The following is a 20,049-nucleotide window of genomic DNA, read 5'->3' on the forward strand; positions in this document are numbered from 1 at the left end:
TCCCCACCCCCCACCCCGTTTTCACGCCCGGCAGCGGCGTCTCCGTGCGGTCCCGACACGCGGCCGGGCGGGATCCGAACCGGCCGGGCGGATTCCGGCTGCGATGGACCCGACGACGAGCTCGTGACCCGTGCCCACGACCGCTCAAACGGCGTCCAGTTGGTGAAACCCCTCCCCAGTGATCTCGAATCGTGTGCCGCCGCCTTCGCCCTCTGTCACCGCGACGTCCCAGCCGTGGGCTTTCGCAATCTGGGAGACGATAGCCAGTCCGAACCCCGTCCCCTCCGTCGTCGTGGTGAAACCCCACTCGAGTACGTCCTCCCGTTCGTCTTCGGGAATGCCGGGACCGTCGTCCGCGACATAAAACCCCTTGACCGTACTCCCCGTCGCCCGCGTCGTCACCGGTACCAACTCGATCGAGCCGACCGTAACGGTGGCGTCCGAGCCGGCGTGCTCGATGCTGTTCTCGAAGAGGTTCTCGAAGAGCTGTCGCAGCCGCTCCGGGTCCGCCTCCAACTCACAGTTGCGGTTGACCACCAACTCCAGCCCCGACGTCTCGACGTTCTTCCAGGCGTCGCGGGCGACCGAGTCGAGGTCAGCCCGTCTCGTCTCGGTGACGCTCTGTCCGGTGCGGGCGAGCGTCAACAGCTTCTCGAGGAGCACCGATATGCGATCGAGCGCGTGCGAAGCGTCCTCGATGTGGGGGCTGTCACACGCGTCGTCCATCAGCTCCAGCCGACCCTTGGCCACGGTGAGCGGGGTTCGGATGTCGTGACTGACGAGACTGGCGAACCGTTTGAGCTGTTCGTTCTGTCGTTCGAGCTCCCGCTCGCGCTCGTTCGCCCGGCGCTCGGCGACGTACCGACTGGCGGCGTTGTCGATGCGATTCGCCAACACCGCGTACTGGGCGGTACCGCCTTCCTCCGTGAAGTAGTCCGTGACCCCGGCTGAGATCGCCTCGCTCGCGACCCCCTCGCTTTCGCTGTCGGCGTACAAAAAGAACGGGAGATCGACGTACTCCTCACGGACGGCTTCGAGGAACGCGACCCCGTCCATCCCCGCCACGTCGTAGCCACTGACGATACAGTCGATGTCGTCCGCCAGGCGGTCCATCCCGGCGTCCGCGCTGGTGACCGTCTCGATTGTCAATCGCCCGTGTTCGTCCGCGAGATACGCCATCACCTGTTTCAGAAACCCCGGATCGCCATCGACGTAGAGCACTCGAACCGGCTCTCGGTGGCTCGATGTCTCCCTCATTGATCCCTGTATCCACAACGCGAAGATAACGGTTTGGGACGATACCACGAGTGACACCGCCGGCCGTCATACGGGTCCTCTGCCGACGCGTCGGCGAGCGTCGCCCCGGGTTCCGACGACATCAGCCCGTCCCATACTGCCGGACGTACGTTCGTGAACATCCGACTCGGTCCATGTCCAAACCGCCGGTCGAACGTGCGTGTCGAGTGGCTCGCGATTCAAGTCGGTACGTCCGGCAGTATCAGTCGTCGCCGGGCGAGGGAATCGAAAGCGTCGTCGACCCGTCGGCCTCGACGCTTCCGTAGTGGACGACCTCCTCGACCGGCCGCCGTCCTTTGCGCTCGTTTTCGATGTCGCTCGCGCCCTCGGCGGGGTAGCCGAGCGTGACGAGCATGACCGGCTCGTACGCCTCCGGAAGCTCGAACGTCTCGGCGAGCGCCTCGGGGTCGAACCCTTCCATCGGACAGCTTCCGATTCCGTGATCCCAGGCGGCGTACATGAGCGTCATCGCCGCGAGTGAGGTCGAACGGGTCGTCCAGATGCGCCGTTCGGACTCGGGCATTTCGCCCATCCCCGCCACGTTCTCGAGGAGGCCGTCGCGGACGTCCTCGTTCGGGAGATACTCCTTGGCGAGCCAGTCGTCGAAGACCTCCTCGGCGTGGGCCATCGGATCCGTATGTCCCAGGACGACGACCGCCGTATCGGCCTCGGTGACGTGTGCCTGATCGTAGGCGACCTCCCGGAGGGCCGCCTTCCCGTCGCCTTCCCGGAGGACGAGGAACTCCCACGGCTGGAGGTTGTAGCCGGAGGGCGCAAGCGTCGCCGCCTCGAAGATCGATTCGAGCGTCTCCGAGTCGATCGTCTCGTCGCTGTACTGGTGGACCGACCGCCGTGTCTGTAGCAGTTCGCCGAATTCCATCGATGTGGTGTACGAATGCAACTACCATTCCCGGTTCGGTTCCGGCGGTCCCTTCCCGTTGTCGTGTGATGTACCATACCGACACCACCCGAGGGCATCGGTGACGCGGACCGCTCGGATCGAACCCTTCCATTCGGACCGGATGCGGATCACCCGGACCGGATGCGGATCACCCGGACCGGATGCGGATCACCCGGATCGGTCCGAGACGGCCTCGGCGACGTCCTCGACGGTCTCGATCGGGATGCCGTGTTCGTCGGCGAGCTCCTGTGCCACGGCCGCCGAGAGCCGGCCGTCCGACCGACCGTCGCCGCCGCGTCGTCCCCGGCCTGCGACCGGATCCAGCGTCTCGTCGCTGATGTCGAGCGAAACGGCGTCCCACCGGGTATAGTGGCCCATCGCGTCGAAATACGCCTTCGTCGCCCGGCGCTCGTCGCGCTCGAAATCGGCGGTCAACAGCCCCTCCTCGCCGACCAGCGGCCCGGCTTTGACGATCCCGGCGGGATTTATAAGCATACTGCCGCCCGCGGCGACGTTGAAGCCGAGTTCCTCCTCGGAGAAGTCCTCGGGGACGTCGCTGCTCATGTACGCGGAACAGGCGGCGACGAACGACTGGGTCTCGAAGGCGTACTCGCGCATTGCCGGGTGAACCGCCTCGGGGTCAAGTGGTTCGAGACGCGGAGCGTCTCGTCATCACGAGAATCAAAGATTCTCGAACGACACGCACCGAGCGAGATTGTGCGAACGGTCAAGAGCATCACGGCGCGGGAGATGTGGGAACAGCACGAACCGTTCTTGGAGGAGTATCTGTGGGGTGGCGGATTTTGGGAGGAATCGTACTACGTTGGGACGGCGGGTGATGTTTCGACCGACACGATTGAGCAATACACACTCGACCGCACGGCGGCAGTGCAGTCGATGTGTAACTAGTTACGATGTCTACTATAGTTACGATGTCTACTATAGTTGCGATGGCTACTATAGTTGCGATGGCTACTATAGTTGCGATGGCTACTATAGTTGCGATGGCTACTATAGTTGCGACGTCTACTATAGTACGCCGCGAACCGAGACTCCCAGTGACGCCGCGAGCTAGAACCGCTGTCGCACGTACGCCCGGATTCGCTTGACACGCTCGACGTCGTACGTCCAGACGCTGCGCCAGACGTTCCGACCGACCTCGACGGCCACGAGCGCCACGTAGCCGACGTCGTCCTCGCCGACGGGTGATATCGAGTCCATAGCCGCGTCCCCGTCCGGCGTGAACACGACGACCCACGAACGGCGGTACTCCTCCGTCGTGCCGTCGTGGACGACCAAACCGAGGTCCGAGACGACGTCGGGATCGTCGTCGACGCCGTATACGTGTGTTTCGACGCCGCTATCGCCGAGCCACTCGTACATTCGCTCGGTCCCGTACTCGTCGTCGAGTCGCGAAAGTCGCTGGAAGGTGCTGTGAAGCTCCCCGCTTTCGGCCGTGAGCGCGCGGTATTCGATAAACCGCGAGACCACGATCAACAGGAGCTTCTCCCGCGTGGACGCCGGAAACCCGGAGACGACGAACTCGACGTCGTCCAATCCGGTCAGTACGTCGGGGAACGTGCCGCGCTCCGACTGGCGCGTCCCGGTCCGGTAGCGATCGACGTTGACCAACAAGAACGCCTCCTTGAGGGTCGAAAACGGCGTCGTCTCGACGACCGCCCCGTCCTCGATGAGACACACCAGGTCGTCGGTCCCGTCGGGGATCTGTCGCTCCTCGACCGAGACGGACTGGTTTTCGAACGCCTCCGAGAGCAGTTCGACGAGCGGCTCCGGACCCGTTCGGTTCAACAACAACAGCGTCTTGTCCACCGTTTCGACTTCTTCGATGAATCCGGATAACGAGGACGGCAACTCCTTCATCAATAGTCGATCCTCTCGCAGATACTTAATTATGACTCACCGGGTGCGGACGTACACGCCCCACCCGACACGGCGAGCGTCGGTGGGCGGGTTCTCCCGTTCGACACGGCGAGCGTCGGAGCGCTACTCGAAATCGGTCTCCCGGACGACAGCCTGTCCCGACTCGCCGAACCACCGGAGGACGACGCGCTGGCCGGGTTCGAACCGTCGGTCCTCGAGTTCGATCCGGTCGCCCGGTTGGACGACGCCCGTCTCGGTCTCCCAGACCGTCCCTGGACGGTCCGGTCCGGTACGGCCGGGCGATCCTCGTAGACCAGTATCCGGAGCGACCCCGACGTGATCGTCTCCCCGCCGGCATGCTCGACTGTGAGCTCATTAGCCTCGGCGTCGGCCGTGACCTCGAAGTCCGCTTCCGGGACCGCATCGGTCGAAAGCGTAGCGACGAAAAACCAGCCCCCGCCAGCCGCGGCGGCGAGACCGATCAAAAGCGCCGCGACCGCGGTCCGATCCCGCATCGCCTACTCCTCGCGGAGCAGTCGGTCGACGATCTCGTCGGGATCGAACCGTTCGATGTCCTCGTAGCCCTGGCCGGTGCCGAGAAAGAGGATCGGCTTACCGGTGACGTGGGCGATCGAGATCGCCGCCCCGCCCTGGGAGTCGGCGTCGGCTTTCGTCAATACCGCGCCGTCGATCTCCGCGGCGTCGTTGAACTCCTTGGCGCGGTTGGTCGCGTCCTGGCCGGCGACCGCCTCGTCGACGAACAGCGTCATGTCGGGGTCGACGACGCGGTCGATCTTTTCCAGTTGGGCCATCAGGTCGTTGGAGGTGTGGAGCCGACCCGCGGTATCGCCCAACACGACGTCGACGTCGTTGGCTTCGGCGTACTCGACGGCGTCGTAAATGACCGCCGCCGGATCGCCGCCCTGCTGGTGGGTGATGACCTTCCTGTCGAGCGCCTCGGCGTGCTCTTCGATCTGCTCGTTCGCGCCGGCACGATAGGTATCGCCGTTGGCCATCACGGAAGAGTAGCCACGCTCTTCGAGCCACCGCGAGAGCTTCGCGATCGAGGTGGTCTTGCCGACGCCGTTGACGCCGGTGAATACGATGACGATCGGCTTGTCGGCCGCCTCGATGCGGCTCTCGAAGTCGAACTGCCCGACGCTTATGACCTCCCGGAGCGCGTCGCCGATCGCCCGCTCTATGACCTGTTCTCCGGATTCGACCTGCTTTCGCGTGCTACCGACCAGCTGCTCGCGTATCCGCTCGGTAATCTCGCGGGCGACGCCCATCTCGACGTCGCCCTGGAGGAGTTCGAGTTCCAGCGATTCCAGGGGCGCTTCGAGTTCCTCCTCGGTGACGATCGTCCGGCCGGTGGCGGCGAGCGCGGCCTTCTTCGCCAGTCCGGGGCCGTCGCTGCCGTCGTCGGTCCCTGCGGAGCCGGCGGTCGCCCCGGATTCAGTCGCGTCCTCCGCCTCGGTGGTCGCCCCGGATTCGGTCGCGTCCTCCGCCTCGGTGGTCGCCCCGGATTCAGTCGCGTCCTCCGCCTCGGCGGCCGACCCCGTGTCGGCCTCGCCGTCGGGACCCGCGGGTTCCGCGCCGTCGGACTCGGACTCCGTTTCGGCCTCGACGTCGCTTTTGAACTTGCCGAGTTTCTCCTTCAGTCCGTCGAACATCGCCCCTACTCGTCGTCCTGCTGCATCTGCTGTTGCATCTGTTGCATCTGCTGTTGTTGGGCCTGCTGGGCCTTGGCTTCGAGATCCTCGGTCTCCTCTTCGACCGCCTCGATCTCCGATTCGAGCTCGGCGATCCGGTCGTCGAGCGCCTCCTTTTTGCGTTCGAGGGAGTCGACCGCCCCGTCGCTGTCGCGTTCGGCGGCGTAGCCGCCACCGAGCGTGACGATGACCTCGTCGATGTCCTGAATCTCCGCCCGAACGTACGCGTCCCCGCCGAGCGGGACCTGTACCGTCGAGCCGGTCTCGATGGTCTCGATAGCTTCGATGGCCTCGTCGATCTCGCCTTGCTCCTCGCGGACGTTCTGGATCTCCGTCTGGATCGCCTGCTTTTCCTGCTCTAGGGCCTGCATCTGCTCTTGGATCTGTTGCATCGCGCCGCCGCCGCCGCCACCACCGAGGCTCATGCGTCCACCCCGTCGATGGTGATCTGGGTGCGCTTGAGGCTGTGCTGGGAGCCGAAGTTCGTGTAGACGCGCTCCTCGGCCACGTCGGCGTTCGGGGCCTCCACCGTCGTCTCGAACTCCTGTTCGCCGAAGCGGGCGGGATACCGCCCCCGTACCGTAAACTCACTCATACCCCTAATACGTCACGCGAGCCGGAAGTATCTTCCTAAGTGTGAGACGATACCCGCCGCGCGAGCGCCTCGCCTCCGAGCGGCGCAGCGAGGACTCCCCCGACGACGACCGCCATCCCCAAAAACGAGACGTAGGGGGCGACGTCGAGGCCGTAGACGGCGGCGAAAAGCACGCTAAAGGCTAGCCCGATCGCGGTGGCCGCGATCCCGCCCCCGAGCGTTTCCGGCCCACGAACGACCTCGCCGCCGACGATCCCCCACGTCAGCCGGGAGCCGAGCGCTCCGCCCAGCGCGAGCATCGTGTCCGTCGTATAGCCGACTCCGGCGGCGACGAGTGCGGCCCCGAGCGCCAACAGCATCGCTCGCCCCGGCTTCGATCCCCAGCCACAGAGCCGGTAGACGCCGAGGAGATACGCCGTGCCGACCGCCAATCCGGCGGCGACGTCGACGAGATAGTGGACGCCGAGTGCGATCCGCGATACCGGGAGCAGGACACACAGCGCCGTCGCGGCGGCGTATCCCCGCCGACTCCCGACCAGGAGCCCGAGCCCGCCGTAGACGACGACGGCCGAGACCGCATGCCCGCTCGGGAATCCGAACCCCGAGGCTGCACCGATCTCGGCGTACAGCGGGGTGAGCGCCGCCGGAACCGCCTCGGCCCCCGCGGGTTCCGTGGCGCCGGGCGGCCGGGGGAGCCGAAACAGCTCCTTGAGCGCCGTCGTCACGGCGAGCGCGCCGAGCGCGAGCGCCACCGCGAAGGCCGCCCGGGCCCGCGACAGCGACAGCGGCCCCGGGAGTGCGGTCCCGAACCAGTATAGGGCGCCAAGGAGGCCAAAGACGAACCAGACGTCGCCAAACGCGGTGACGAGCGCCGCCAGGACCACGATCGGCTCGGGGAGGCCGGCGGCGGCCTCGACGACGCCGATCCCGCGACTCATCGGCTCTCGAATCGGTCCTTCAGCCGCCCCGGTAGCCCCACGACCGTCAGCGTCGTCCCGACGACGAGCATCAACGCGTACAGCCCGAGCGTCGAGAGCCAGACGACAACCATCGCGAGCACGGCCCACCCGCCGGACAGGAGATAGAAGGCCCCGAGCGTCATCGCGGTGCCGTAAAGCAAGACGAGATACGGTCCCCAACCACGGGCCTTTCCGCGCCGGCTACGCGCCCGTACGTACCGTTTGAGGTCGCGTTCGATCTCCTCGCGGTGGACCGTTCGCTCGTCGATCCGATCCTCGAAGCGGTCCAACTCGTCGTAGAGCGTTTCGAGGTCCTCCCGGAGGTCCTCGGCCGATGCGTCGTCGTCTGGTCGATCACGTGTCATGGTTCCCTCGAGTTGTGTGGTCGGCTGTCGTGTCGCCGCGCCCGCCCGTGGCGCGACGCCCGTGCGCTCGTCGGCCCGCCCGGCCAATACGGCGTTGAGAACGGCCCCCACCAGGAGGATGAGTCCCCCGAAATACAGAAACGTCACGAGCAACAGCACGCCGCCGATGACCCCGTAGGCCTCGTAGCTGCCGGCAACGGTCGCGTAGACCCGGAACCCGGTCTGTAACGCCGTCCAGCCGACGGCGGCGAAGACCGCTCCCGGGAGCGCCTCTCGGACGGGCAAATCGACGCCGGGCAGGAGGTAATACAGCGGCAAGAAGGTCGCACTCAGCCCCGCGAGAAGGACGACTGTTCCGACGATTCCGATCACGCGCGCCCCGCCGGGGAGCGTCCCGGGTTCGAGTCCGACGGTCGCCGCCCCGACGAGGACCGTCGCCGCGACGCCGATCCCGACCGCTCCGAGCACGACCGTCGCGTTCCGGAGCTGCCCGAGCAGCGACCCCGGCCCCGGATCGCCGTAGACCTCCGAGAACGCGATATCGAGGCCGCGAAAGAGCTTCAGCCCCGACCAGAGGAAGACGGCCAGTCCCAGGACGGTCGCCCCGCCGCGTCCGGCCGCCCCCGCCAGCGCGTCGGTGAGCGCCCCGCCGGCCCCCTCGCCGAGCGTCCCGGAAACCTCGACGACCAGCGCCACGACGAGCTCGCTGTCGCCGAACACCGACGTGACGACGAGCGCGAGCAACAACAGCGGAATGAGCGAGATGAACGCGTAGTAGGCCAGCCCGGCGGCGATGAACGTCACCCGGTCGGACTGTGCGCCCGCAGCGACGCCGCGTACAACCGTCACCGTCCGGTCGACGTACCCATTCACGGATCCCGATACGACTGATGGTTACATATAATCGGCGGGAACGGGTGGCGAGCGTTCCGGCGGTCGGGCGTGCGGCGGCGAGCGTTCCGGCGGTCGGGCGTGCGGCGGCGAGCGTTCCGGCGGTCGGGCGTGCGGCGGCGAGCGTTCCGACACCCGGCGACGGACTCACCGTACCGCCTCGCGGATCGCGGTGACGTCGGCGTCGGTCTTGAACGTCGTCCCACCGTAGTGGGTCCTGGAAGCCTCGTATCCCGCCGCCTCGAGCAGTTCGAGGAAGTCGTCCATCGCGATGTTCGGCTCGCCCCACCGTTTATACAGTCGGTGCTGGTCGTAGTGGGTCGGGTGGTGGAGTTCGTCGGCGACCGTCCCGAGGAGGTCGCGGGCTGTCGAGGCGGTTCCGAACGGTTTCGGGACCGCCGCCGCGACGCGTTCGACGAAGTCGGCGTCGTGGGCAGGGCCGAGCCAGACGGGGCCGGCCGTCCACGTCGATTGGCCGCACTCCGGACACTCCGCGGTCGGGTCGGCGACGAGCGTCCGCTCGTGTTCGCGCCATAGACACCGCTGGCAGTGATCGATATATCCCAACTCCTCGATCCGGCCGTCGGCGGCCCGCGCCCCGCCGTCGAGGCGGAGATACGTCCGGACGTAGTGACTCGAGACGTGGCTCAACACGGGCGTCGCGGCGATATCGTAACGCGCCGCGGTTCGGACGAGCGCCGACAGCAACACCCGAAGCCCCATCTCGGCGTGGAACTCGGTGTTCCGCGGCACCGCGCCGTAGCTCCGGACCCCGCTTTCGAAGTGGGCACCACACAGCGGCGCGGTGTCGGTCGCCGTCACGCAGACGTACTCGCGGGCGCTGCGGAACGCCGCATCGGCGAAGGGGATCGGCGTCCCAAAGGGGTCGAGGTCGACGACGTCGTGGGTGTGTTCGTGCATATGGGCGTTGACGTTCCGGTGGTGGATCTCGCCCGCCAGGCCGTTCCGAGCGAGGTTCGATCGGGCGAGCTCGACTGCGTCGGTATCGACGTCACAGCCGGTCACCGCATAGCCCGTCTCGGCGGCCCGGACTGCCCTGATCCCGCTCGCGGTCATCGCGTCGAGATAGGAGCTACAGTCGTCGACGGTTCGGAGGACGGCAACCGTGATGTCGCGGTTCAACTCCTGAACGGGGTTATAAAAAACGCCGCTCCCGGCCCCCTCGCTCGCGCCGTGTCGCTCCTCGGGCACCTCGACCGTGACGGCTCCCTCCGTGACCTCCATACGGTCCCCTTCAAAAGCGGGGGCGAAAAGACATACGCTTGCGGGACGGCCCCCGAGGGATCCGTCGCACCAACGCCGCCGCCCGACGGCATGACCGTCGCCGGCCCTCCGGGCGACGGCCCCCGGATTAGGCGATGTTCTCGGCGATGCCGGCCGCGACGGGGATCCGGGGGTCCCCGCCCTGGTAGGTTCGGACCAACAGGTAGACCCAGAGAACGAACCCACCGATCCCGATGACCGCGCTGACGAGTCCCAGAACCATCGACAGCAACCCGAGTGCCACGTTACCACCCGTTCCAAGCGGGGACAGCGCGAGCGAGAGCGCGCCCTGGACGAAACTGAGCGCCACCGACACCACGAACAGGCCGCCGAACACGACGACGCTCTGGGCGGCGTGAAACCGGACGGTCCTGTTGTCCGATTCGACGACATACATCACGATGCCCGTGATCCACCCCAACACGTACGCGAGGGCCGCTGCGACGTTCTCGTCGAGGCCAGTCTGGGTCCCCTGGCTCGACCGCTGGCCGGAATCGGACTGGCTGGTAGTGGTCGCCATTGAAGCTCTACCGTAGCCTTCCCCCGCACGGCGTATAAAACCCATATAAATTTATTACATACTGGGAAATATATTCCGACTTATATCGTTCCGGAGGAAATGTACCCCATGAAACGAAGGACCGTCCTCACGACGGGTGCCGTCTCGGGGGTGGGGTTCCTCGCTGGATGCTCCGATGGCGACGAGAAAGCGTCCGATGGGACCCGGACCCGGTGCCGGACGACGAAACTCGCCACGAGGAGGGGGCCCGGTTGGAAATGAATGATGACGGCGAACCTGGGCAGGAAGGCTTCTGGCTTCCACAGGACGATCTCATCCCAGGCGCAGTCGAAGAGGGGTGGGTGCTGTTCGAGACGGCTACGGACATGACAGCCGAGCACGTCGAGATCAGACTACAACGGAACGACCTCCGCGCGACGTGGGAGTGATTGGCGCTCGCCGACGAGGGCGTCCTTGGCGCTCGCCGACGGGGGCGTCCTGCGACCCGTGGCCGGTCTCGTCCCGACGGGACCCCCGAGACGTACACAGACACAAATGACAGCAAACACATACGACATCACCGGCGTGGAGCTATCGGACGACAGGTACACAGTCGAGCAGAGCCTGGTCAGAAACAAGTACGCAGCGTACGATGCCGACGGCGAGACCGTTCTCAACGGCAAACAGAAACTGTTCAAGGCGAAAGAGGAGTTTCCGTTCACCGACGCCGACGGCAACGACGTGTTCACGGTGAAGGCGAGCAGCATCATCGATATCGCCGGCGACTACGTGCTCACCGATAGCCGGACGGGGGCGGACCTCGTCGTTTTGGACAACGACTTCTCGGTGTTTCAGGACACCTGGACAATCAGGGACGCCGACGACCGTACCGTGCTGGCCGAGATCACCTCCCGTGGAGCCCTCGTAACGATGGCTCGCAACTACCTTCCCTTCGGCGAGTGGATCCCACACGAATACGAGATCACGGACCGGGCGGGCAACCACGTCGGCTCGATCGAGGGGCAACTGTCCCTGCGAGACCGCTACGAGATCACGATCGACGACGCCACCAACGTACCCAAAGGGGCGACACTGGCCGCCGCGATGGTCATCGACGCGATTCAGGGGCACTGACGGAGGCTGTCCAGTAGCCGGCGGTGGCGTCCGTCGGGCGACCCGAGAGCGGGGCGACGTCCGACACGCAAAAAACGCCGGGGAGCGTCACGGGGTTCGAAACGACGTATGCGTCGACCCAGGTCGGTCACCCCTCGATGTGCCGTCTCGATGTGCCGTCTCAATGTTCGCCGTATCGATCCAGATCGTACAGTTCGCCGAACTTCCTCTCGGCGTACTCGAGGAAGTACTCCGCGGTGAGCGGTTCGCCCGTCGCGCGCTCGATCAGCTCATCGGTTCTGTAGCGACAGCCGTGTTCGTGGACGTTCTCGGCGAGCCACTCGTGGAGCGCGCCGAACTCCCCGGTCGCGATCCGCTCGTCCAGCCCGTCGATCTCGGCTTCGGCGGCCGCATACAGCTGGGCGGCGAGGACGCTCCCGAGTGAGTACGTCGCGAAGTAGCCGAAGGAGCCGTGGCTCCAGTGGATGTCCTGCAGACAGCCTTCCGCGTCGGTATCGGGCCGGACCCCGAGGTACTCCTCCATCCGATCGTTCCAGACCGCCGGGACCTCCGCGACGTCGAGATCGCCGGCGACGAGGTCGCGTTCGATCTCGAAGCGCAACACGATGTGGAGGTGATAGGTCAACTCGTCCGCCTCGACTCTGATGAGGTTGTCGTCGTACACCCGGTTTGCGGCCTCGTAGGCCTGCCGGGGGGTGAGGTCGGTGCCGTGGTGATCGTCGAAGCGGTCGACGAACAGCTTCCAGAACGGCTCCGAGCGGCCGACGTGGTTCTCGAAGAGCCGCGATTGGGACTCATGGACTGTCAGTCCGCGGTGTTCGCCGAGGGGGGAGCCGTACTCGCCCCGCGGCAGCCCGAGGGTATAGTTCGCGTGGCCGAACTCGTGGATCGTCGAGGCCAGCGAATCGAACGGCTCGGCCTCGTCGAACCGCGTGGTGACGCGGGCGTCGAACTGCGTCCCCGTCGAAAAGGGGTGTGGGGCGGTATCGAGGCGGCCGCGTTCGAAGTCGTAGCCGAGCGTCTCGAGGGCCTCTCGGGTCAGTTCGAGCTGGTCGGCCTCGGGGAACGTCCCCGCCAGCGCGTACGGCTCCGCGGCGCTGTCGCCGATCGCCTCGATCAGCGGGACCAGCCCCGCCCGGAGTTCTTCGAGCACGTCTTCGGCGGTCGAGAGGTCCAGATGGGGCTCGTAGTCCGCAAAGAGCGTCGCGTAGGGGTCCGCATCGGGATCGACGTGGTCGGCGTAGCGTCGTTTGAGGTCGAGAAGCCGATCGAGCGTCGGCGCGAAGGCCTCGAAGTCGTCCGATTCCTTGGCCTCTTGCCAGATCGGATGCGCCTCCGAGGTCGCCGTCGATATCTCCTCGACGAGGTCGGTCGGTACCCGCACGTTCCGTTCGTGTTCGCGACGTATCTCACGGACGACGGCCGCCTCCTCGTCGGCGAGGTCGGCCCCTTCGAGCGCGTCGAGTGCCTCCGCGGTCTCCTCGCCGACGAGGACGTCGTGTGCGACCGCCGAGACCGCCCCGCGTTGCTTCGAGCGGGCCGGCGTGCCCCCCTCCGGCATCATCACCTCTTGGTCCCAACTCAACACCGCGTTCGCGTCGCCCAGGTACGTCGCCCGGCCATACCGTTCTACGAGGTCGTCGTAGGCCTCCGAGCCGGAACCGTCGGCCGCCTCCGGATCGGAGCCGTCTGTACTCGCCATAGGCCGTCTCAGGGGCGCGCCGGACAAGAAGCCACGGATCGGGGTGGTCGGACGCCGTCGCGAACGGTGGGCTGCCGCCTTTCGAGCGTCGTCGCGAATCGCTCGTACTGGGTACGGTCAGCATATGCGTGTGGGTACGGTCAGCATATGCGTGTGATGCGTCCCCGCATCCGGACGCCCCCGACGTCCGCTCGGCCTTTCGGTACTACCGGAGCCGACAGTATCACGCGACGCGGTCCATCAGGGTATTTATACGCGTTCGGGCCCGAATCGCCGATATGGATATTCTGCCGGACACGAGCGCGGTCATCGACGGCCGTGTGTCGGCGCGCGTCGAGGCCGACGAACTCGACACGGTCTACGTCCCCGAGGCGGTCGTCGGCGAGTTGGAGGCCCAGGCCAACGACGGCCGCGACAGCGGGTGGGCCGGGCTGGAGGAACTCCAGCGGCTCGCCGAACTGGCCGAGGACGGGCGTCTCGAACTCGAGTACGTCGGCCGTCGCCCCGACGCCATCGAGAAGCGTGACGCCGGGGAGGGCGAGATCGACGCGCTGATCCGTGATCTCGCCGAGCGCCACGACGCGACGCTTTTCACGAGCGATATCGTCCAAAGCGAGGTGGCGAAGGCAAAGGGGGTCGCCGTCGAGTACATCGAACCGGAGGTCGAAGAGGAGCCCGACCTCGCCGTCGAGGAGTACCTCGACGAGGGGACGATGTCGGTCCACCTCAAGACCGGCGTCCGGCCGATGGCCAAACGCGGCACGATCGGCGAGATGGCTTACGAGCCGATCGACGAGGGCGTCCTGACCGAGGAGGAGATGCGTGCGATCGCCGACAACGTCATCAACACCGCCCGTGCCGTCAGCGACGGGTTCGTCGAACTCTCCGGAACGGGGATGACGATCGTCCAGATCCGCGATATGCGGATCGCCGTCGCCGAGCCGCCCTTCGCCGACGGGATCGAGGTGACCGCCGTCCGACCGATCGTCAAGACCGAACTCGACGACTACGAGAAGGCCGACGAACTCCGCGATCGGTTCACCGAGAGACAGCGCGGTGTCCTCATTTCGGGGGCCCCGGGCGCGGGAAAATCGACGTTTGCCCAGGCCGTCGCGGAGTTCATCGACGACGCCGGCTACTCCGTCAAGACGATGGAGAAACCCCGGGACCTCCAGGTCGGCCCCGAGATCACCCAGTACACCGAACTGGACGGTTCGATGGCCAACACCGCCGACTCGCTTCTCATGGTCCGACCCGATTACACCATCTACGACGAGGTCAGAAAGACCTCGGACTTCGAGACGTTCGCCGACATGCGGATGGCCGGCGTCGGCATGATCGGCGTCGTCCACGCGACGCGGGCCATCGACGCCCTCCAGCGGCTCGTCGGCCGCGTCGAGTTGGGAATGATCCCCCAGGTCGCCGATACCGTCGTCTACATCGAGGCCGGCGAGGTCCACACCGTCTACGACGTGACGACCGAGGTGAAGGTACCCCACGGCCTCGTCGAGGAGGACCTCGCCCGCCCGGTCATCGTCATCGAGGACTTCGAGACGGGCACACCGGCCTACGAGATCTATACGTTCAACCGCCAGGTCGTCACCGTCCCCCTCGACGGTGCGGAGGCGGCCGCCGAGACCGGCGTCGAACGGGTCGCAAAACAGGAGATCGAACGCGAGATCCGCTCCGTCGCTCACGGCCACGTCGACGTGGAACTGAAGGGATCGAACACCGCGATCGTCTGGGTCGAGGAGGACGACATCTCCTACGTCATCGGCAAGGGTGGCGGCCGGATCAGCGGGATCGAGGACCGACTCGGCATCGACATCGACGTGCGGAGCCTCTCGGAGCGACCCGACGCCAACGCGGGCGGCTCCGGTGGCGCATCGGGCGGCTCCGGTGGCGCATCGGGCGGGTCCACGGTGACGGCGGGTGAGATCGTCACTCCCGAAATAACGAACCGCCACGTCGTCATCCCGCTCGGGGATCACCACGGCGAGACCGTCGAAATCCGCGCCGACGACGAGTATCTTTTCACCGCGACGGTCTCCCGCGGCGGCGAGATCCAGGTCTCGCGCGGCTCGGCCATCGCCGAGGAACTCGAGGACGCGATCGACCACGGGCGGACGATCTCGGTCGTCCCCCAGTAGGCAACCGTCGGTCCCCGCCCTCACGGGGGACGGACCGTCGCCGTCGGTCCCACCGAGCGCCGGATCGGATCGGCTTGGTGCTCGCCGAACACCCGTCACACCAATCCGTGTCAATACTGCAGCGCCGCCTCGAGCTTCTCGATCGGGTGCGGTGGCTTGCCGTCGGTCCGATCGGTGCCCGCGAGCTGTGAACGACAGGACGTGCCGGGCGCTGTGACCTCCGTACCGGGGGACTCCTCGACCGCATCGAACAGCATTCGACCGATCGCCTGGCTCATCGAGTAGTGTTCGGCCTCGTAGCCGAAGGAGCCGGCCATCCCACAGCAGGTGGTGTCGAGGACGTCCACGTCGTAGCCCGCCCGCCGGAGCACGCCGACCGCGTGGTGATCCCGGCTCGACGCCGTCTGGTGGCAGTGGCCGTGATAGGAGATCGTCTCGTCGGTTTCGGTCGAGAGCCGTTCGTCCAGCCGGAACGTGTCGATGTACTGCATCACGCTGTAGGCGTTTTCTGCGACCACCTCGACGTCGGGGCCGGAGAGCAGATCGAGGTAGTCGTTTTGGTACATCACCGAATCGGAGGGCTCGACGCTGACGACGTCCCAGCCGGCCTCGACGCGTGGGGCCAAGGCGTCGACGTTCGCCCGCGCCGTCGCTCGCGATTTGTCCAGGAGGCTCTTCGAGTGTGCCGGGCGGCCGCTGTCGGTCACGTCGTCCGGAACCTCGACGTGGACGCCGGCGGCCTCGAGCGCCCGGACCGCGGCCTTGCCGACCTCGGGTTGGGTGTAGTTCGTGTAGGGGTCGGCGATGACGAGCGCCTTCCGGTCGGCTTCGCTCTCGGAGACCGCCGGGGTACGGGAGCGGTCCCACTTTGTAAGCGTCTTTCGCGTGAACGTCGGCAGGTCGCGCTCGCGGGCGATCCCGAGTACTTTCTCCATTAGGAGCCCCGTTCCCGGCAGCTTCGCAGCGGCGTTCGAGACCGGTGCGAACGCGCTGCCGAGTCCATACAGCGTCTCGACGTTCGCAAAGAGCTTATCGCGGAAGGGGATCCCCTCGCGCTGGTGGTACTCGTGTTTGACCTCGGTCTTCAGCTTCGCCATATCGACGCCGCTCGGGCAGTCGCGCTTGCAGCCCTTACAGCCGATACAGAGGTCCATCACTTCGTGGATGAACTCCTCGGAGAAAACGTCCTCCGGGAGGTCGCCGCTCATCGCCCGGCGGAGCATGTTCGCCCGGCCGCGGGTCGATGTTATCTCCTCGTTCTGTGTCGCCCGGTAGGTCGGACACATGATCGACCCGGTCGTGTCTTGGTGGCCCGTACAGCCCGCACAGCCGTGACAGAGCTCTGCCATCCCCTGGAATCCGTTCTCGTTGTCCCAGTTCATCTCGGGCGAAAAGCCGGCGTCGAACTCGTAGTCGGCGTCGTATCGGAGGTTCTCGGTGGGATCGAAATCGCCGCTCACGTTGCCGGGGTTCAAAAGCCCCTGCGGATCGAAGGCGGCCTTTAGCTCTCCGAAAGAGGCCCAGATATCCTCGCCGTAGAGCTTCTTGTTCCAGGTCGTTCGCGCCCGCCCGTCGCCGTGTTCGCCCGAGACGGAGCCGCCGTACTCGATGACTAGGTCGGTGATCGCATCGGAGATCTCGAGCATCCGGTCGACGCCGTCGTCGGCCTTGAGGTTCAACAGCGGTCGGATGTGCAGGACGCCCGGCCCCGCGTGGGCGTAGTAGGAGGCGAAGGTGTCGTACTCGTCGAACAGCTCCTGGATGTCGGCGACGTACTCGGGGAGGTTCTCCGCCGGGACGGCGGTGTCCTCGACGAACGGCCAGTGTTTCTCGTCGCCGGTTCGCGACAGCAGGATCGGGAGACCGGCCTTGCGCATCTTCCAGAACTTCGCCTGCCGGTCGTCGTCGTATGCCTCGAGGGCGTCGACGGCCTGGATCTCGCCGTCGGTGCGCGTCCCGTCAGCGGCGGGCTCTCCAGTCGCCTCGTATCCCGGAAGCCGATCGGCCAGCAGGTCCGCGACCTTCCGTTTGCCCTCCTCGATCGAGTCGGCGTAGAACTCGACTAAAAGCGTCGAGTCGGTCCCCTCGGGAAGCGTTCCGACCAGCTTCGAGAACTCCGGGGTATCGCGGGCGAGGTCGAGGAGGACATCGTCCATCACCTCGACGGCCGCCGGGTCGTGTTCGAGGATGGGGGCGACGTCGCGCATCGCGGAGATGACGTCGTCGTAGGTGAGCAACACCACGGACGTCTCCTCGGGGACCGGCTCGAGCGAGACGGTCGCCTCGGTGACGATCCCGAGCGTCCCCTCGCTGCCGGCCAGGAGGCGGCCGACGTTGACTTCCCCGCGGGCCTCGACGTCCTCGAGCAGCTTGTCGAAGTTGTAGCCGGAGACGTTACGCGTCAGGTCGGGGTAGCGCTCTTCGATCCCCTCGGTTCGATTCCGGAGGACGTCCGAAACGACGGCGTAGACGCGTTCTACGATTCCCGCGTCCCCGTCAACCGCCGCGGCGCGTTCGTGGAGCTCTTCGACGTCCATCCAGCCGAACGTCGTCACCGTCCCGTCCGCGAGGACGACCTCGACCTCCTCGAGGTAGCCGTCGGCCTTCTCGTATTTCAACGAGTGTGCGCCGGTCGTGTTGTTGCCGATACAGCCACCGAGTACGCTTTTATCGCCCCAGGCGGGATCGGGAGCGTACTTGAGACCGTGCTCTTCGAGGTGGTTGTTGAGCCGTGCGAGCGTGATCCCCGGCTGGGCGGTGACCGTCCCAGTCTCGGGGTCGACGTCGACCACGGCGTCGAGTTCCTTCTTGAAATCGAGGACGACCGCCTCGTTGACGGTTTGGCCGGCGAGGCTCGTCCCGCCGCCGCGGGGGAGTACCGGGATCGAGTGCTCCGCGCAGTACCCCATGACGGCCTGGACGTCGGCCACGGAGACGGGGACGACGACACCGATCGGCAACTGGTGGTAGGCGCTCGCGTCCGTCGCATAGAGGTTCCGGCTGTAGCTGTCGAACCGAACTTCGCCCTCGACGAGCGCCTCCAAGTCGGCGACGAGCTCCGGCTCTTCGACGTCGGAGCTCCTGTGATCGTAGTTGCTCCGTGAGTCCGCCGCTGGATCCGCCGGCGGTTCCGAATCCGATTGTGTGGTCTTGCTCATGAATATCCGGCTACGGGTAGTATGAACTACCGTTAGTTAATACTGCTGCCGCAATTCGGGCTATACAGGCGCAAAGACCGTGATAAACCGCGGTCCCGCGGCCGCTCCCGGTCCGCCTCGACCCCCCCGAGGTCGCCTACCCCCGCTTTCGATACCAGACTCGCTCCCCGATCGGCGATCCCCCGTCTGTCTCCACACGGCCGAGAAATAGCTCGTAGACGGCGAACGTCACGACGAGGTCGACCGTCTCCCCGTCTTCTTTCCGATCATGTTCGCCTCCGGCGGTCCGGACCGTGACGACGCGGTGGCCATCGCGTTCGCCAACGGACTCGACGACGCCGCTCGACCACCGGCCGATATCGTGTGTCGGCTTCCGGGCGTGGAGTCGGTCGTGGTTCATACGGATCGCTCACAGGAACTCCTTGACTTCGGAGTACCACATGTCGTGGTGATCCACGGCGTCGATCCGACGGGCGACCTTCGCCGCGACGACGTGCCAACAGAGCTGCGTGGGATCGTCTGGATCGAGGTTGTAACGGCTGTCCTCACAGCTGCAGGTATCGTTCTCGACGACGTACTCCTCGGAGTGGCCGACGACGACGGTGAAATCCCGATACCCCTTCACCCGCCGCTCGCCGACGGCTTCGATGGCGGTCACGCCGCGGTCGCCGTGCGTGTCGATGATTCCGTCGGCGGCCTCGCTCGTCAGTTCGTCCGCCGCCTCGAGCAGCCGCTCCCACTCCTCGACTGCGTTCACGTGGTGATCTTCCGGAGCCGAGGGCAAAACAGGTTCGGTCGACCGGCCCCCGCTATCGGTGGCGCTCCACAAACGACCACCCACATTTATAAACCTTAAATACGTGTTTTAAGTCGAGTCATGCAGGACCCAAAGGAGACTATCAATATCGAGAACGTCGTCGCCTCGACGGGTATCGGTCAGGAGCTCGATCTACAGAGCGTCGCGATGGACCTCGAAGGCGCGGACTACGACCCCGAGCAGTTCCCCGGCCTCGTCTATCGGACCCAAGACCCGAAATCGGCCGCACTCATCTTCCGCTCCGGCAAGATCGTCTGTACCGGCGCGAAATCCACCGACGACGTTCACGAGTCGCTGCGTATCGTCTTCGATAAGCTTCGCGACCTGGAGATTCAGGTCGACGAGGACCCCGAAATTGTCGTCCAGAACATCGTCACGAGCGCCGATTTGGGTCGCAATCTCAACCTCAACGCCATCGCGATCGGTCTCGGGCTTGAGAACATCGAGTACGAACCCGAGCAGTTCCCCGGCCTCGTCTACCGGCTCGACGATCCCGACGTCGTCGCGCTGTTGTTCGGCTCCGGAAAGCTCGTCATCACCGGGGGCAAAGAGCCGGACGACGCCAGAAAGGCCGTCGACAAAATCGTCTCACGGCTCGAGGAACTCGGTCTGCTCGAGGGCTGATCGGGACGGGTATCGGTCGCAGTCGAACCGGTCGCAGTCGAACCGGTCGCAGTCGAACCGGTCGCAGTCGAACCAACCGGG

19 protein-coding genes and 2 pseudogenes are annotated in these 20,049 nt (G+C 65.9%); 5 read left to right on the forward strand and 16 right to left on the reverse strand.

Annotated elements, in window-relative coordinates:
• Nucleotides 1–144: 144 nt before the first annotated feature.
• The 3 genes and pseudogenes from HZR14_RS03385 to HZR14_RS03395 form a co-directional block, all read right to left on the reverse strand.
• Nucleotides 145–1,257 carry an ATP-binding response regulator gene (locus HZR14_RS03385; RefSeq protein ID WP_181691457.1) on the reverse strand — a complete coding sequence of 371 codons (1,113 nt, stop codon included), beginning with the start codon at nt 1,255–1,257 and terminating at the stop codon, nt 145–147.
• A gap of 241 nt (nt 1,258–1,498) precedes the next feature.
• Nucleotides 1,499–2,176, reverse strand: a complete 678-nt coding sequence (locus HZR14_RS03390; RefSeq protein WP_181691458.1) for a nitroreductase family protein — start codon at nt 2,174–2,176, stop codon at nt 1,499–1,501.
• A 189-nt stretch (nt 2,177–2,365) separates the two neighbouring features.
• A pseudogene (locus tag HZR14_RS03395) lies at nt 2,366–2,818 on the reverse strand (nitrilase-related carbon-nitrogen hydrolase); the annotation flags it as partial.
• A gap of 75 nt (nt 2,819–2,893) precedes the next feature.
• On the opposite strand from HZR14_RS03395, the pseudogene tnpA reads away from it, so the two are divergent.
• A pseudogene (tnpA, locus tag HZR14_RS03400) lies at nt 2,894–3,106 on the forward strand (IS200/IS605 family transposase); the annotation flags it as partial.
• A gap of 162 nt (nt 3,107–3,268) precedes the next feature.
• Here the strand turns inward: tnpA and HZR14_RS03405 are convergent.
• The 9 genes from HZR14_RS03405 to HZR14_RS03445 form a co-directional block, all read right to left on the reverse strand.
• The gene (locus HZR14_RS03405) at nt 3,269–4,078 is read right to left on the reverse strand and encodes a histidine kinase (protein ID WP_181691460.1); all 810 of its coding nucleotides are present in this window, start codon (nt 4,076–4,078) and stop codon (nt 3,269–3,271) included.
• 29 nt (nt 4,079–4,107) lie between these two features.
• On the reverse strand, nt 4,108–4,593 hold the full coding sequence (locus HZR14_RS03410; RefSeq protein WP_181691461.1) for a type IV pilin N-terminal domain-containing protein: 486 nt from the start codon (nt 4,591–4,593) through the stop codon (nt 4,108–4,110).
• Between the two features lie 3 nt (nt 4,594–4,596).
• Nucleotides 4,597–5,751 carry a signal recognition particle-docking protein FtsY gene (gene ftsY / locus HZR14_RS03415; RefSeq protein ID WP_181691462.1) on the reverse strand — a complete coding sequence of 385 codons (1,155 nt, stop codon included), beginning with the start codon at nt 5,749–5,751 and terminating at the stop codon, nt 4,597–4,599.
• 5 nt (nt 5,752–5,756) lie between these two features.
• On the reverse strand, nt 5,757–6,215 hold the full coding sequence (pfdA, locus tag HZR14_RS03420; RefSeq protein WP_181691463.1) for a prefoldin subunit alpha: 459 nt from the start codon (nt 6,213–6,215) through the stop codon (nt 5,757–5,759).
• Complete coding sequence (rpl18a, locus tag HZR14_RS03425) at nt 6,212–6,385, reverse strand: 50S ribosomal protein L18Ae (protein WP_181691464.1); 174 nt, start codon at nt 6,383–6,385, stop codon at nt 6,212–6,214. Before rpl18a ends, pfdA begins: the two co-directional genes overlap by 4 nt.
• Nucleotides 6,386–6,420: 35 nt before the next feature.
• Nucleotides 6,421–7,323: a phosphatase PAP2 family protein gene (locus HZR14_RS03430; protein ID WP_181691465.1), complete on the reverse strand. Its 903-nt coding sequence runs from the start codon at nt 7,321–7,323 to the stop codon at nt 6,421–6,423.
• Nucleotides 7,320–8,582 (reverse strand): YihY/virulence factor BrkB family protein, encoded by a 1,263-nt coding sequence (locus HZR14_RS03435; RefSeq protein ID WP_181691466.1) that lies wholly within the window; start codon nt 8,580–8,582, stop codon nt 7,320–7,322. Before HZR14_RS03435 ends, HZR14_RS03430 begins: the two co-directional genes overlap by 4 nt.
• Before the next feature lie 165 nt (nt 8,583–8,747).
• Nucleotides 8,748–9,845, reverse strand: a complete 1,098-nt coding sequence (locus tag HZR14_RS03440; RefSeq protein WP_181691467.1) for a tRNA (guanine(26)-N(2))-dimethyltransferase — start codon at nt 9,843–9,845, stop codon at nt 8,748–8,750.
• A 127-nt stretch (nt 9,846–9,972) separates the two neighbouring features.
• Nucleotides 9,973–10,404 (reverse strand): DUF4870 domain-containing protein, encoded by a 432-nt coding sequence (locus HZR14_RS03445; protein ID WP_181691468.1) that lies wholly within the window; start codon nt 10,402–10,404, stop codon nt 9,973–9,975.
• 257 nt (nt 10,405–10,661) lie between these two features.
• Between HZR14_RS03445 and HZR14_RS03450 the strand changes: the two genes are divergently transcribed.
• Both HZR14_RS03450 and HZR14_RS03455 read left to right on the forward strand, forming a co-directional pair.
• Nucleotides 10,662–10,832 carry a hypothetical protein gene (locus HZR14_RS03450; protein ID WP_181691469.1) on the forward strand — a complete coding sequence of 57 codons (171 nt, stop codon included), beginning with the start codon at nt 10,662–10,664 and terminating at the stop codon, nt 10,830–10,832.
• Nucleotides 10,833–10,938: 106 nt separating this feature from the next.
• A complete protein-coding gene (locus HZR14_RS03455; RefSeq protein ID WP_181691470.1) occupies nt 10,939–11,517 on the forward strand; it encodes an LURP-one-related/scramblase family protein in 579 nt (192 codons plus the stop codon).
• A 160-nt stretch (nt 11,518–11,677) separates the two neighbouring features.
• Here the strand turns inward: HZR14_RS03455 and HZR14_RS03460 are convergent, their stop codons facing one another.
• The gene (locus HZR14_RS03460) at nt 11,678–13,219 is read right to left on the reverse strand and encodes a carboxypeptidase M32 (RefSeq protein WP_181691471.1); all 1,542 of its coding nucleotides are present in this window, start codon (nt 13,217–13,219) and stop codon (nt 11,678–11,680) included.
• A 278-nt stretch (nt 13,220–13,497) separates the two neighbouring features.
• On the opposite strand from HZR14_RS03460, the gene HZR14_RS03465 reads away from it, so the two are divergent.
• Nucleotides 13,498–15,369, forward strand: coding sequence for a PINc/VapC family ATPase (locus HZR14_RS03465; protein WP_181691472.1), 1,872 nt, complete (start codon nt 13,498–13,500; stop codon nt 15,367–15,369).
• Nucleotides 15,370–15,479: 110 nt separating this feature from the next.
• Here the strand turns inward: HZR14_RS03465 and HZR14_RS03470 are convergent, their stop codons facing one another.
• The 3 genes from HZR14_RS03470 to HZR14_RS03480 all read right to left on the reverse strand — a co-directional run bounded on the left by HZR14_RS03470 (nt 15,480) and on the right by HZR14_RS03480 (nt 19,284).
• On the reverse strand, nt 15,480–18,527 hold the full coding sequence (locus tag HZR14_RS03470) for an FAD-binding and (Fe-S)-binding domain-containing protein (RefSeq protein WP_181691473.1): 3,048 nt from the start codon (nt 18,525–18,527) through the stop codon (nt 15,480–15,482).
• 136 nt (nt 18,528–18,663) lie between these two features.
• Complete coding sequence (locus tag HZR14_RS03475) at nt 18,664–18,927, reverse strand: DUF7861 family protein (RefSeq protein ID WP_181691474.1); 264 nt, start codon at nt 18,925–18,927, stop codon at nt 18,664–18,666.
• A 9-nt stretch (nt 18,928–18,936) separates the two neighbouring features.
• Nucleotides 18,937–19,284 (reverse strand): hypothetical protein, encoded by a 348-nt coding sequence (locus HZR14_RS03480; RefSeq protein ID WP_181691475.1) that lies wholly within the window; start codon nt 19,282–19,284, stop codon nt 18,937–18,939.
• A 120-nt stretch (nt 19,285–19,404) separates the two neighbouring features.
• Between HZR14_RS03480 and HZR14_RS03485 the strand changes: the two genes are divergently transcribed.
• Entirely contained in the window at nt 19,405–19,968 is a 564-nt protein-coding gene (locus HZR14_RS03485; RefSeq protein WP_181691476.1) for a TATA-box-binding protein, read from the forward strand.
• Nucleotides 19,969–20,049: the final 81 nt, after the last annotated feature.

Origin of the sequence: Natronomonas salinimetallica (assembly GCF_013839515.1) — an archaeon.
Classification (GTDB): domain Archaea; phylum Halobacteriota; class Halobacteria; order Halobacteriales; family Haloarculaceae; genus Natronomonas.

Bases quoted from the DNA above. Each gene is read 5' to 3' on its own strand.
- HZR14_RS03475 (WP_181691474.1), bottom strand. From the start codon at position 18,927: ATGAACCACGACCGACTCCACGCCCGGAAGCCGACACACGATATCGGC.
- rpl18a (WP_181691464.1), bottom strand. From the start codon at position 6,385: ATGAGTGAGTTTACGGTACGGGGGCGGTATCCCGCCCGCTTCGGCGAA.
- HZR14_RS03465 (WP_181691472.1), top strand. From the start codon at position 13,498: ATGGATATTCTGCCGGACACGAGCGCGGTCATCGACGGCCGTGTGTCG.
- HZR14_RS03410 (WP_181691461.1), bottom strand. From the start codon at position 4,593: ATGCGGGATCGGACCGCGGTCGCGGCGCTTTTGATCGGTCTCGCCGCC.
- HZR14_RS03450 (WP_181691469.1), top strand. From the start codon at position 10,662: ATGAATGATGACGGCGAACCTGGGCAGGAAGGCTTCTGGCTTCCACAG.
- HZR14_RS03430 (WP_181691465.1), bottom strand. From the start codon at position 7,323: ATGAGTCGCGGGATCGGCGTCGTCGAGGCCGCCGCCGGCCTCCCCGAG.
- HZR14_RS03470 (WP_181691473.1), bottom strand. From the start codon at position 18,527: ATGAGCAAGACCACACAATCGGATTCGGAACCGCCGGCGGATCCAGCG.
- pfdA (WP_181691463.1), bottom strand. From the start codon at position 6,215: ATGAGCCTCGGTGGTGGCGGCGGCGGCGGCGCGATGCAACAGATCCAA.
- HZR14_RS03405 (WP_181691460.1), bottom strand. From the start codon at position 4,078: ATGAAGGAGTTGCCGTCCTCGTTATCCGGATTCATCGAAGAAGTCGAA.
- ftsY (WP_181691462.1), bottom strand. From the start codon at position 5,751: ATGTTCGACGGACTGAAGGAGAAACTCGGCAAGTTCAAAAGCGACGTC.
- HZR14_RS03455 (WP_181691470.1), top strand. From the start codon at position 10,939: ATGACAGCAAACACATACGACATCACCGGCGTGGAGCTATCGGACGAC.
- HZR14_RS03445 (WP_181691468.1), bottom strand. From the start codon at position 10,404: ATGGCGACCACTACCAGCCAGTCCGATTCCGGCCAGCGGTCGAGCCAG.
- HZR14_RS03440 (WP_181691467.1), bottom strand. From the start codon at position 9,845: ATGGAGGTCACGGAGGGAGCCGTCACGGTCGAGGTGCCCGAGGAGCGA.
- HZR14_RS03460 (WP_181691471.1), bottom strand. From the start codon at position 13,219: ATGGCGAGTACAGACGGCTCCGATCCGGAGGCGGCCGACGGTTCCGGC.
- HZR14_RS03385 (WP_181691457.1), bottom strand. From the start codon at position 1,257: ATGAGGGAGACATCGAGCCACCGAGAGCCGGTTCGAGTGCTCTACGTC.
- HZR14_RS03390 (WP_181691458.1), bottom strand. From the start codon at position 2,176: ATGGAATTCGGCGAACTGCTACAGACACGGCGGTCGGTCCACCAGTAC.
- HZR14_RS03485 (WP_181691476.1), top strand. From the start codon at position 19,405: ATGCAGGACCCAAAGGAGACTATCAATATCGAGAACGTCGTCGCCTCG.